We start from the raw sequence: 12,650 nt of genomic DNA on the forward strand, positions 1-12,650 counted from the left end.
GGGGGAATTAACGGGGGCTCGCGGCCCCCGTCAGGAGAATCAGCCGCGCTGACGCACCGCTTCGAACAGGCAGATGCCGGTGGCGACCGACACGTTCAGCGAAGAGACGGTCCCGGCCATCGGGATGCTGATCAGCTCGTCGCAGTGTTCGCGGGTCAGGCGGCGCATGCCTTCGCCTTCCGCGCCCATCACCAGCGCCATCGGGCCGGTCATTTTGCTTTGATACAGCGTATGGTCGGCTTCGCCGGCGGTGCCCACCACCCAGACATTCATCTCTTGCAGCAGACGCAGCGTGCGCGCCAGGTTGGTCACGCGGATCAACGGCACGTTTTCGGCGGCGCCGCAGGCCACTTTCTTGGCGGTGGCGTTCAACTGGGCGGAACGGTCACGCGGCACGATCACCGCGTGCACGCCGGCCGCGTCGGCGCTGCGCAGGCAGGCGCCGAGGTTGTGCGGGTCGGTCACGCCGTCCAGCACCAGCAGGAACGGCGTCTCCACGCTTTCCAGCAGGCCCGGCAGATCGTTCTCCTGATACTGGCGCCCTTCGCGCACCCGGGCGATGATCCCCTGGTGCACCGCGCCTTCAACCTTGTCATCCAGCCATTGGCGGTTCGCCACCTGGATCACGATGCCGGTCGCTTCCAGCTCGGCGATCAGCGGTTGCAGGCGGCGATCTTCGCGGCCTTTCAGGATAAACACTTCCAGGAAGCGTTGCGGGTCGCGCTCTAACAGGGCTTTGACGGCGTGGATGCCGTAAATAATTTCGCTCATGATGCTCTTTTAAATTCGTGCGGCCGGCGATAACCGGCCGATGGTAACGATGTGCGGCAGGTTAAGCCTGCTCGGCACCTTTCTTCTTGGCTGCGCGTTTGGCTTTGGTCGCCGCCGCGATTTTCCGCGTTTTGTCGGACGCTTTCTTGGCTTTCTTCTTCGCCTTCTTCACGTTGTCCGCGGGCTTGGCGTCATCCTGCTTGCGGAAGGCGCTGTCCGGCTCGAAGTTGGCCGGCGGTTTGCCGCCGCGGCGCTTGCCGCGCCCCGCGCTACCGCTGTCGCGCAGCGTGCGCTGGCCGCCCTTCTTGGCGCGATCGCGCTCGGTTTTGCCTTCACCGCGCGCTTTGCGGGTGCTGGACACCAGCGCGAAGTCGATCTTGCGCTCGTCCATATGCACTGCATCCACGCGGATCTCCACCGTATCTCCCAGGCGATAGACCGTGCCGGAAGACTCGCCGATCAGGCGCTGGCCGATATTATCGTAGCGATAGTAATCATTATCCAGCGTTGATACGTGCACCAGCCCGTCGATAAACAGATCGTTCAGGCGCACGAAGAAGCCGAAGCCGGTCACGCTGGAGATGATGCCGCTGAACACTTCACCGACGTGATCCTGCATGAAGTCGCACTTCAGCCAGTCGGCGACGTTGCGCGTCGCTTCGTCCGCGCGGCGCTCGGTCATCGAGCAGTGTTCGCCCAGCTGCAGCATCTCTTCAAATTCGCTGTGCCAGCCGCCGGTCGGCGTCCAGCGCTCTTTCGGCTCGCCGTGTTCTTTGGCCAGCTGATATTTGATCGCGCGGTGCAGCGCCAGATCCGGATAACGGCGGATCGGCGAGGTGAAGTGGCCGTAAGAGGCCAGCGCCAGGCCGAAGTGGCCGCGGTTTTCCGGATCGTAAATCGCCTGTTTCATCGAGCGCAGCAACATGGTTTGCAGCATTTCGTGGTCAGGGCGCTCAGACACTTCATCCATCAGCACCGCATAGTCCTTCGGCTGCGGCTTATTGCCGCCGCCCAGCGTCAGCCCCAGTTCGCTCAGCACGCTGCGCAACGCGGAGATGTGATCGTCGCTTGGACGATCGTGCACGCGGTACAGCGCCGGCTCGTTGCGTTTCTCGACGAAGCGCGCGGCCGCCACGTTGGCCATGATCATGCACTCTTCGATCAGCTTGTGGGCGTCGTTGCGCACCGTCGGCTCTACGCGCTCGATGCGACGCTCGGCGTTGAAGATGAATTTGGCTTCTTCGGTTTCGAACGCGATGCCGCCGCGCTCGGCGCGCGCCTTATCCAGCACCTTGTACATGGCGTGTAGCTCTTCCAGGTGCTTGACCAGCGGATGGTAATGCTCGCGCAGCTCCTGATCGCCCTGCAGAATGTGCCACACCTTGTTGTAGGTCAGGCGGGCGTGAGAGCTCATTACCGCCTCGTAGAACTTGGCCGTGGACAGGCGCCCCTGGGCGGAGATGGTCATCTCGCACACCATGCACAGGCGATCGACCTGCGGGTTCAGGGAGCACAGCCCGTTGGACAGCACTTCCGGCAGCATCGGGATCACCTGCGACGGGAAATAGACCGAGTTGCCGCGGCTGCGCGCTTCGTCGTCCAGCGCGGTGCGCGGACGCACATAGTAGCTGACGTCGGCGATCGCCACCCACAGGCGCCAACCGCCGCCGCGTTTTTTCTCGCAGTACACGGCGTCATCGAAGTCGCGCGCGTCTTCACCGTCGATGGTGACCAACGGCAGCTTGCGCAGATCGATGCGGCCCTTCTTGGCCGCTTCCGGCACCTGTTCGCTGAGATCGGCCACCTGTTTTTCCACCTGCGGCGGCCAGGTATGCGGGATCTCATGGGTGCGCAGCGCGATGTCCACCGCCATGCTGGTGCCCATCTTGTCGCCGAGGATCTCGACGATCTTGCCGACCGCTTTGGTGCGGCGGGTCGGACGCTGAGTCAGCTCCACCACCACCATAAAGCCCATGCGCGCGCCGCTGACGCTGTCCGCCGGGATCAGAATATCGAAGCTCAGACGGCTGTCGTCCGGCACCACGAAGCCGGTACCGGCGTCCATGAAGAAGCGGCCGACGATCTGGCTGGTTTTCGGCACCAGCACGCGCACGATGCGCGCTTCGCGGCGCCCTTTGCGATCCGCGCCCAAGGCCTGCGCCAGCACCACGTCACCGTGGATCGCCATTTTCATCTGTTCGGCGGACAGATAGAGATCGTCTTTGCTGCCTTCAACGCGCAGGAAGCCATAGCCGTCACGGTGGCCGATCACCGTGCCGCGCAGCAGATCCAAACGTTCCGGCAGCGCGTAGCACTGGCGACGGGTAAACACTAACTGACCATCGCGCTCCATGGCGCGCAGACGGCGGCGCAGCGCTTCCAGCTGTTCTTCACCGCTGAGACCCAATTCGTTGCCCAGTTCTTCGCGGCTGGCCGGCGTTTCTCTTTTCGCCAAATGGGCCAGGATATATTCACGGCTGGGGATAGGGGATTCGTATTTTTCTGCTTCTCGTTCCAGGAATGGATCTTGTGACATTGCGGTTCCTCCGTTGTCATCAGCAGGATGACGTTGAGCCTTGTCTTCTCAACGTCGTTTTATTCGACAAGCAATAGCTTGTAGAGCGGCGGATTGTCTTCGACCATGTCGGCCAACGTATGCTTATCCAGCTCTTCAAGGAAATTCTGTACGCCCTGGTGGAGCACCTGCTTCAATCGGCAGGCAGGGGTGATGTGGCAAAACTCGCTGCTGCAGTTAACCAGCGCGAGCGGCTCCAGCGCCCGCACCACGTCGCCGAGGCGAATGCTCTCGGCCGGTTTGCCCAAACGGATGCCGCCATGCTTACCGCGCACCGCCGTGACAAACCCCACCCGGCTCAACTGATTGATGATCTTCACCATATGGTTGCGAGACACGCCATAAACCTCGGTCACTTCCGAGATGCTGGTCATCTTGTCCTGCGGCAACGAGGCCATGTAGATCAACGCCCGCAGGCCATAATCAGTAAAACTTGTTAACTGCACATCTTACCTCTGGGTATCACTTTACCCGTCTGATACGCCGCTTTTCGGCGCTATTCAAAAGATTACTCATTGGATAATAAACCAGCCGGAGAGTTCGTCGCTAATTATTTAGCGAATCCCGCGCCCTAAGGCGGGTTTATGAAAGGATTTTTTGACGTGAAACCGCAATCGGAGGGAGTCAGGATAAAAACAAACCGGGACGCGCCCGGTTTGTTTAGTGCCGCAAAGCCTGATTATGCGTCGAACGGGTCGCGCAGGATCATGGTTTCGCTGCGATCCGGGCCGGTAGAGATGATGTCTACCGGTACGCCGGTCACTTCTTCGATGCGCTTGATGTAGTTCAGCGCAGCCTGAGGCAGCTTGCTGTGCTCTTTCACGCCAAAGGTGGTTTCGCTCCAGCCCGGCATGGTTTCGTAGATAGGCTCGATGCCTTCCCAGCCTTCAGCCGCCAGCGGAGTGGTGTCCACTTCGCGGCCGTCCGGCATGCGGTAGCCCACGCAGATCTTCACTTCTTTCAGGCCGTCCAGGACGTCCAGTTTGGTCAGGCAGAAGCCGGACAGGGAGTTGATCTGCACGGCGCGGCGCACCGCTACCGCGTCCAGCCAGCCGGTACGACGACGACGGCCGGTGGTGGCGCCGAACTCGTTACCCTGCTTGCACAGGTACTCGCCGGTTTCATCGAACAGTTCGGTTGGGAACGGACCTGCACCCACGCGAGTGGAGTAGGCTTTCACGATGCCCAGCACGTAGTCCACATAACGCGGGCCGATGCCGGAACCGGTAGCCACGCCGCCGGCGGTGGTGTTGGAAGAGGTGACGTACGGGTAAGTACCGTGGTCGATATCCAGCAGGGTGCCCTGAGCGCCTTCGAACATGATCAGGTCGCCACGCTTGCGCGCGCCGTCCAGCAGTTCGGAAACGTCAACCACCATGGCGGTCAGGATGTCGGCGATAGACAGCACGTAGTCCAGCGTCGCCTGATAATCGACGGCGTCAACTTTGTAGTAGTTGACCAGCTGGAAGTTGTGGTAATCGACGATCTCTTTCAGCTTAACGGCGAAGGTTTCTTTGTTGAACAAATCGCCGACGCGCAGGCCGCGACGAGCCACTTTATCTTCGTAAGCCGGGCCGATGCCGCGACCGGTGGTGCCGATCGCTTTCGCGCCGCGCGCTTTCTCACGCGCGTTATCCAACGCAACGTGGTAAGGCAGGATCAACGGGCAAGCTTCAGAGAGTAACAGACGTTCGCGTACCGGGATGCCACGCGCTTCGAGTTCACCCATTTCTTTCATCAACGCGTCCGGCGCCAGAACAACACCGTTGCCGATGATGCTGGTGACGTTTTCACGCAGAATACCTGAAGGAATTAAATGAAGAACGGTTTTTTCACCGTTGATTACCAGAGTGTGGCCAGCGTTATGGCCACCTTGGTAGCGCACAACATATTGAGCCCGTTCAGTCAGCAGGTCTACAACCTTGCCTTTACCTTCGTCACCCCATTGGGTGCCCAGTACGACGACGTTCTTACCCATTTTTCAAAATCACCGATTGCTTAAAAATGGATTCTACCACCGTAATTTTCGATTTTCAGCACTTTTAGCATACGATTGCATAAATTTTGGGCTAGACTTTAAAGACCCGTGCGGCCGCTCAACATGTAGTAGATCACGCAGCCCGCAACCACTATTCCACCGCCAAATCGCCGCAGCGTCGCGTCCGGCAACTGCGACATCGCCACAATCATTTTGCGCCAGGCCTGCGGAAACAGCATCGGCCCCAATCCTTCCAGCACCAGAACCAGCCCGAGCGCCAGCCAAATCGTTGAGTTCATGCATCCCCCAAAAACGAGAAAGGGCCCGCATAAACGGGCCCTCGATCAGATTGCCTCCCGCGCTTATTTGCGCAGGGTATCAGGCGACTTCATGTAGCGGAAGAAATCGCTGTCCGGGCTCAGTACCAGCACGTCCTGGTTGTCCTTGAAGCTGGCTTCATAGGCGCGCAGGCTGCGGATAAAGGCATAGAAGTCCGGATCCTGGCTGAACGCGTTGGCGAACAGCTTGGCTGCTTCGGCATCGCCTTCACCACGGGTGATACGCGCCTGACGCTCGGCTTCCGCCAGGGTACGAGTCACTTCGTAGTCCGCGCTGGCGCGCAGTTTCTCGGCTTCTTCCTGGCCCTGCGAGCGCAGACGACGGGCTACCGCTTCACGCTCGGCGCGCATACGCTGGTAGATGGCGTCGGACACTTCGGCCGGCAGGTTGATCTGCTTGATACGCACGTCGATCACTTCGATGCCCAGCGCCGCCATGCTGTTCGGGTTCACCTGCGGCTGTTTGCCGGTGGTTTCCCGCTCAACGCGCGCCGCCGCAGAGGCGATAGCGTCATCGGCTTCGGTGGTCGCCACTTCTTCGCCGTCGCCCACTGTGCCGGTGTTCAGCGCGTCACGCACGTCAGACATCAGCTTGCCGCGCGAGTCGGTCACGATGTCTTTCACGTCCAGGCGGCCGATTTCGGAACGCAGACGGTCGCTGAACTTGCGTTTCAGCAGCACTTCGGCCTGGGAGACGTCGCCGCCGCCGGTCGCCAGATAGTAACGGCTGAAATCGCTGATGCGCCACTTCAGATAGGAGTCGACGATCAGGTCTTTCTTCTCGCTGGTCACGAAGCGATCGGCCTGGTTGTCCATGGTCTGGATACGCGCATCCAGGTTCTTCACGGTCTCAATGAACGGGATCTTGAGGTGCAGACCCGGCGCATACACCAGCGGCTTGTTTTCGCCATCGCGCAGAACCTTGCCGAAGCGCAGCACGATGCCGCGCTGGCCTTCCTGCACCACGAACAGCGAAGCGTACAGCACCACCAGCACCGCGAGGACAATAACTACAAAAGACTTACGCATTGATTACTCTCTCCCTACGCGAGTGGTGTCGTCACGCTGCGCATTCGCCCGGCGCTGATCCATAACCGATCCGCCGCTGGTGCGCGGAGCGCTGCTGTTGGCAGCCGGCGCAGGATTCGGATTGAGGCGAATCAGGCTGGTATCCTTGTTGCCGCTCTCCGTCGCCGCGCCTTGGCCGCGCAGCATCTGATCCAGCGGCAGCACCATCAGGTTGTTGCCTTTGTCGCTCACCAACACCTTACGGGTATGGCCCAGCACTTTTTCCATGGTTTCGATGTACAGACGCTCGCGGGTGATCTGCGGTGCAGACTTGTATTCCGGCAACAGCTTGGCAAAGCGCGCCACCTCACCCTGAGCTTCCAGGACGGTGCGGTCCTTATAAGCCTTGGAGTCTTCCAGCAGACGCTGCGCCTGGCCGTTCGCACGCGGCTGAACTTCGTTGGCGTAAGCTTCCGCTTCACGGATGTATTGCTGCTCGTTCTCACGCGCGGCGATCGCATCGTCGAACGACGCCTTCACCTCTTCCGGCGGACGCGCCGCCTGGAAGTTGACGTCCAGCAGCGTGATGCCCATGTTGTAAGGACGAATGGTCTCTTCCAGCATGCGCTGCGTATCGTTACGCACCACGGTACGGCCTTCGGTCAGGATGCGGTCCATCGAGTATTTGCCGATCACGCCGCGCAGGGCGCTGTCGGTCGCCTGGCTCAGGCTGTCGTCGGCATTGACGACGCTGAACAGATACGCTTCCGGGTTGGTCACGCGGTACTGCACGTTCATTTCCACGCGCACCACGTTTTCATCGGAGGTCAGCATCACGCCGGACGCTGCCAATTCGCGCACGGACTCCACGTTCACCGGACGCACGTCGTCGATGAAGGTCGGCTTCCAGTTCAGGCCCGGCTGCACCAGATGGCTTAACTTACCGAAACGCGTCACGACGCCGCGCTCGGCTTCCTTGATGGTGTAGAAGCCGCTGGCGGCCCAGATCACCACCACGGCGACCGCCGCGATACCGATAATGCGGCCGCTGAAGCCCGGACCAGAGGTGCCGGTGCCGCCGCTATTGCTGTTGGAGCCTTTGCCCCCGCCGAAACCGCTCAATTTCTTGCTCAGTTTGCGGAAGATATCGTCCAAATCAGGTGGCCCTTGATCACGACCGCCTTTGTTGTTACCGCCAGAGTTGCCGCCATTGTTATTGCTGCTCCCCCACGGGTCGCGGTCCTGTCCGTTATTACCGGGCTGATTCCACGCCATGTTTTAGCTCCATATTCTGTGATTGGGTACTTCAGGCTTTCGCGAAGCATAAATGTAACAGGATATGATCATACGATAAAGTCAATCAGGTCCTGTTCTTGCTTGCAGAGACGACGCCATTCGACGATCGGCATTCGCACCACCACGCCAATGCTGCCGTCTTCTTCGTTCCACTCTTTTTCAATCGCCTGAAGCTGGTAAAAACGGCTGCGAAGACGGCCTGCCCGTGGCGGTAAGCGCAATTCGTAATGCGCGATCTCCCCCGATAAGCGCTCCGTCAACGCCTGATACAGCAACGGAATACCCTCTCCGCTGGCGGCGGACAGCCACACCCGGATCGGCAGGTTTTCGTCGTTGCGGTCGATACGCGGCACAAAATCGTCCAGCATATCTATTTTGTTCATCACTAACAGTGTAGGAATTTCATCCGAGTCTATCTCCGCCAGCACGGTGTTCACCGCTTCGATGTTCTCATCGACGCGCGGATCTGCGGCATCGATGACGTGCAGCAGCAGAGATGCCTGGCGCGTTTCCTGCAGCGTCGCCTTGAAGGCGGCCACCAGATCGTGCGGCAGGTGCCGGATAAAGCCTACGGTATCCGCCAACACGGTATCCCCCACGTCCGGCACGTCAATGCGCCGCAACGTAGGATCCAGGGTGGCAAATAGCTGGTCCGCCGCATACACCTCGGCAGACGTTATTCGGTTAAACAGGGTGGATTTGCCGGCGTTGGTGTAGCCCACCAGCGATACGGTCGGCACATCGGCGCGGGTCCGCGCGCGTCGGCCTTGTTCACGCTGCTTTTCTACCCGCTCCAGGCGGCGCAGAATCAAGCTGATGCGATCGCGCAACAGGCGACGGTCGGTCTCAAGCTGGGTTTCCCCCGGCCCGCGCAGGCCAATCCCCCCTTTTTGCCGCTCCAGGTGCGTCCAGCCGCGTACCAGACGCGTGGCGATGTGACGCAACTGCGCCAGCTCCACCTGCAGCTTACCTTCATGGGTACGGGCACGCTGGGCAAAGATGTCTAAAATCAGCCCGGTGCGATCGATCACCCGGCATTCGCACAGGCGCTCGAGGTTTCTTTCCTGCGCCGGGGAAAGGGAATGATCAAACAGGACAACAGACGCGCCGCTGGCTTTCACCGCATCTGCAATTTCTTCGGCCTTTCCTTCGCCGACAAAGTACTTCGGATGCGGGGCTTTGCGGCTACCAGTCACCACTTGCAAAGCTTCGACACCGGCTGAGGAGACCAGCGATTCGAACTCGTTGAGGTCTTCCGTATCTTTGTCTTGCGAGAAATAGATATGAACCAGTACGGCCTGCTCACCGGCTTCATAACGGTCAAACAAGCGTGCAACCTCTCAAACGGACACTCACCGTGAGTTTGGGGGACATAAACAGCCCGCGGCTGCTTATGCTCCCCGTCATGGTTGACTTGCAACGCGCTTTATTCAGCGTCATCGCTTTCCTGCTGCGGCTGTTGCTGCGCAGACGGATTGTTGCCATGGTGATAGTTGCTTGAACCGCCGCTCGGGTTGTTGCTGTGATGCGAAACCGGGCGTGACGGGACAACGGTAGAGATAGCGTGCTTGTACACCATCTGGCTAACCGTGTTCTTCAACAGGATGACAAACTGGTCAAAAGACTCAATCTGGCCTTGCAGCTTAATACCATTCACCAAATAAATAGAAACCGGAACACGTTCACGACGCAATGCGTTCAGGAACGGATCTTGCAAAGATTGCCCCTTAGCCATTCTATCTTTTCCTTATTTGCTTGTTGTTTGTAACTAAGAACCTGTCGGCTCTAAAATAAACGACGTAAAAAATTTGCGCGCTGAATACTCAGCAATTGTACACAATCACCCAACCTATGCACTAACAACCTGTGTCACCGAGTCCAAAGCCTCTCCCGGCTTTTCACTGTCCAACCAATGGACCGACTCCCAACCCCGTAACCAGGTCATCTGGCGTTTAGCCAACTGACGCGTTGCGCAAATACCACGATAAACCATCTCATCGTAACTAATTTCACCAGACAAGTATGACCACATCTGGCGGTAACCGACACAGCGAATGGAGGGCAAGTCCGTATGCAAATCACCCCGTGCGAAAAGTGCACGCGCTTCCGTCTCAAAACCCGCCGCCAACATTTGATGGTACCGCAGCTCGATGCGTTGATGGATCAACTCACGGCTGGTCGGCGCTATCGCAAATTGGTGAACTTGATACGGCAACGATTCACCCGAAATTTTAGTCAGTTCCGTTAAAGTTTTACCCGAAATAAAAAAAACTTCCAGTGCTCTGGACAGTCTCTGCGGATCATTCGGATGAATTCTCAATGCCGCGACCGGATCGATCGCCTGTAACTGACGGTGCAACGCCTCCCAGCCCTGCTCCACCGCTTGCCGTTCGATGCGCTCGCGCACCGCGGGATCGGCGGACGGCAACGGCGACAATCCTTCCAGCAACGCCTTGAAATACAACATGGTGCCGCCCACCAACAGCGGAATGCGACCGGCGGCGGTGATGTCGGCCATCTCTTTCAACGCATCGGCGCGAAACTCCGCGGCCGAGTAAGCTTCGGCGGGATCGCGGATATCGATCAGCCGGTGCGGCGCCTGCGCCAATTCTTCGGCGCTCGGCTTGGCGGTGCCGATATCCATGCCGCGGTAAATCAGCGCGGAATCGACGCTGATCAGTTCCACCGGCAGGCGTTCGCGCAGCGCGATCGCCAGCGCGGTCTTGCCCGAGGCGGTTGGCCCCATGATGAAAATAGCCGGGGGACGTGGTGTCATTTCAGTGTCAGTCATGCTTGAGGGCCGCCAGTGCGGCCTGTAAATCAACGGGTTGTAAAAGTCCGCTCGGTGGCGATTTGACCAGCTGCGGGCAAAGTCGTTCAACGTCGGTCAGCAATTGTATCGCTTGCGAGGTGTTCCACTGTTCATGTTCGCTGCCAAGGCGGCGAGCGAGCCAGGTGGCCAGCACCGCGGGCGACATCTCCTGATGTTCGGCCAGATAGCCTAACAGTTCGGGTATCAGTTTTTGTAAATTTTGTTGGCGTAATGGTAAAGGCACTGCGCGCAGCGTCACACGGCCGTGATCCGTCTGCAGATCCAGCCCCATCATCGTCAGCAGCGCCTGATGCCGCGCAATGGCCGCCGCTTCGCTCTTCTCCAACGTCAGCTTGACTGGGATCAGCAGCGGCTGCGGCCGCAGCCCTTCTGCCGGCGGGTTGAGCTGCGCCTGGCGCAGCCAGCGTTCCGCCACCGTCAGGTTAAGCAACGCCGGCTGCTGGCGCTGTTCAATCAACGCATAACACGGCGGATAGATCATCAACACCCGGCCAAAACTGTGCTGGCCGCCCGCCAACGGCGTTTCCGCTGCGGCTTTCGCCGGCGGGAACAGCGGCGGCTTGCTCAAGACTTCCGGCGCGGCCTCGGCCGGCGGCTCGGCTGCGGGCTGCATCAGTTTACCGTACAGCTCGCCTTCGCGTTTCTGATAGCCGCCCGCCGCTTGCCGGCTCGGCTGCGGCGCCCGCTCGCGGGCGGTGCCGGCCGGTGGCGGCGTTTCACGGCGCGGCGCCGGCTGAGAAAAATGGTTACCGCCGGCGGCGACGCGGTTTTCCTGCTGCCAGACCGGCGCGGGCGCTTCGTCGGGCGTTTCCGCCAGCGGCAGCGACGGCGTCTGCCCGGCCTGTTGCAGCACCGTGGTCACCGCCTGGTAGATAAAATCGTGTACCAGCCGCGCCTGATGGAAACGCACCTCGTGCTTGGCGGGATGAACGTTGACGTCCACCTGGTGCGGATCGACCTCCAGATACAGCACGTAAGCGGGCTGCTGATCGTCCTTCAACTGATCCTGATAGGCCTGACGAATGGCGTGGTTGATCAAGCGATCGCGCATCATGCGGCTGTTGACGTAGCAATACTGCATTTCACCCAACTGGCGCGCCCCGTCCGGATCCGCCACCCAACCGCGGATGTTCAGATCGCCATGCTGCCAATCGATGTTCAGCGCATGCTGCAAAAACGCCGGACCGCAGATGCTGCCCAAACGGCGTTCGTGCTGACTCTCTTCTTTCGCCGCCCGGTATTGGCGGATCAGTTTGCCGTTGTGGCTGAGGTTGATCGCCACATCGAAACGCGCCAGCGCGATGCGCCGCACCACTTCATCGATATGGCCGAATTCGGTTTTCTCGGTGCGCATGAACTTGCGGCGCGCCGGCGTGTTGTAAAACAGATCCAGCACTTCCAGCGTGCTGCCGACCGGGTGTGCAGCGGGTTTGACCGTCACCGCCTGCTCGCGCCCTTCGGCATAGGCTTGCCACGCCTCGCTCTGGTCGGCGGTGCGCGACGTCAGGGTCAAACGGGACACCGAGCTGATACTGGCCAGCGCTTCGCCGCGAAAACCGAGGCTGACGATCGCCTCCAAGTCGTCGAGCGTGCTGATTTTACTGGTAGCGTGCCGCGCCAGCGCCAGCGCCAAATCGTCCTTGCCGATGCCGCAGCCGTTGTCGCGAATGCGGATCAGCTTGGCACCGCCGCGTTCGATATCGATATCGATGCGCGTCGCACCGGCGTCCAGACTGTTTTCCACCAGCTCCTTGACCACCGACGCGGGGCGTTCAACCACCTCTCCGGCGGCGATCTGGTTGGCGAGCTGTGGCGGTAACACCTGGATAGGCATGCTGACTCCTGTAGCGG

At 59.9% G+C, this 12,650-nt stretch carries 11 protein-coding genes; all 11 read right to left on the bottom strand.

Annotated elements, in window-relative coordinates:
• Positions 1-39 precede the first annotated feature (39 nt).
• The 11 genes from rlmB to mutL all read right to left on the bottom strand — a co-directional run bounded on the left by rlmB (position 40) and on the right by mutL (position 12,633).
• Positions 40-771 carry a 23S rRNA (guanosine(2251)-2'-O)-methyltransferase RlmB gene (rlmB, locus tag ACJ8QF_RS20435; protein ID WP_004933653.1) on the bottom strand — a complete coding sequence of 244 codons (732 nt, stop codon included), beginning with the start codon at positions 769-771 and terminating at the stop codon, positions 40-42.
• Between the two features lie 61 nt (positions 772-832).
• On the bottom strand, positions 833-3,307 hold the full coding sequence (rnr, locus tag ACJ8QF_RS20440; RefSeq protein WP_265261472.1) for a ribonuclease R: 2,475 nt from the start codon (positions 3,305-3,307) through the stop codon (positions 833-835).
• A gap of 59 nt (positions 3,308-3,366) precedes the next feature.
• Positions 3,367-3,792 carry a nitric oxide-sensing transcriptional repressor NsrR gene (gene nsrR, locus ACJ8QF_RS20445; protein WP_004933660.1) on the bottom strand — a complete coding sequence of 142 codons (426 nt, stop codon included), beginning with the start codon at positions 3,790-3,792 and terminating at the stop codon, positions 3,367-3,369.
• Positions 3,793-4,025: 233 nt separating this feature from the next.
• Positions 4,026-5,324: an adenylosuccinate synthase gene (locus tag ACJ8QF_RS20450; RefSeq protein WP_004933663.1), complete on the bottom strand. Its 1,299-nt coding sequence runs from the start codon at positions 5,322-5,324 to the stop codon at positions 4,026-4,028.
• Positions 5,325-5,422: 98 nt separating this feature from the next.
• Entirely contained in the window at positions 5,423-5,623 is a 201-nt protein-coding gene (locus tag ACJ8QF_RS20455; protein ID WP_004933666.1) for a DUF2065 domain-containing protein, read from the bottom strand.
• A 63-nt stretch (positions 5,624-5,686) separates the two neighbouring features.
• Positions 5,687-6,691 carry a protease modulator HflC gene (gene hflC / locus ACJ8QF_RS20460; RefSeq protein WP_004933669.1) on the bottom strand — a complete coding sequence of 335 codons (1,005 nt, stop codon included), beginning with the start codon at positions 6,689-6,691 and terminating at the stop codon, positions 5,687-5,689.
• Between the two features lie 3 nt (positions 6,692-6,694).
• Entirely contained in the window at positions 6,695-7,945 is a 1,251-nt protein-coding gene (hflK, locus tag ACJ8QF_RS20465; protein WP_442537803.1) for an FtsH protease activity modulator HflK, read from the bottom strand.
• 68 nt (positions 7,946-8,013) lie between these two features.
• On the bottom strand, positions 8,014-9,294 hold the full coding sequence (gene hflX / locus ACJ8QF_RS20470) for a ribosome rescue GTPase HflX (RefSeq protein ID WP_004933675.1): 1,281 nt from the start codon (positions 9,292-9,294) through the stop codon (positions 8,014-8,016).
• 98 nt (positions 9,295-9,392) lie between these two features.
• Positions 9,393-9,701 carry an RNA chaperone Hfq gene (gene hfq, locus ACJ8QF_RS20475; protein ID WP_004933678.1) on the bottom strand — a complete coding sequence of 103 codons (309 nt, stop codon included), beginning with the start codon at positions 9,699-9,701 and terminating at the stop codon, positions 9,393-9,395.
• Between the two features lie 114 nt (positions 9,702-9,815).
• Complete coding sequence (gene miaA / locus ACJ8QF_RS20480; protein WP_197753468.1) at positions 9,816-10,757, bottom strand: tRNA (adenosine(37)-N6)-dimethylallyltransferase MiaA; 942 nt, start codon at positions 10,755-10,757, stop codon at positions 9,816-9,818.
• Positions 10,750-12,633: a DNA mismatch repair endonuclease MutL gene (gene mutL / locus ACJ8QF_RS20485; protein WP_442537804.1), complete on the bottom strand. Its 1,884-nt coding sequence runs from the start codon at positions 12,631-12,633 to the stop codon at positions 10,750-10,752. Before mutL ends, miaA begins: the two co-directional genes overlap by 8 nt.
• Positions 12,634-12,650 lie beyond the last annotated feature (17 nt).

The organism is Serratia sp. CY81684 (genome assembly GCF_052166595.1).
In the GTDB taxonomy this organism is placed as follows: domain Bacteria; phylum Pseudomonadota; class Gammaproteobacteria; order Enterobacterales; family Enterobacteriaceae; genus Serratia; species Serratia nematodiphila.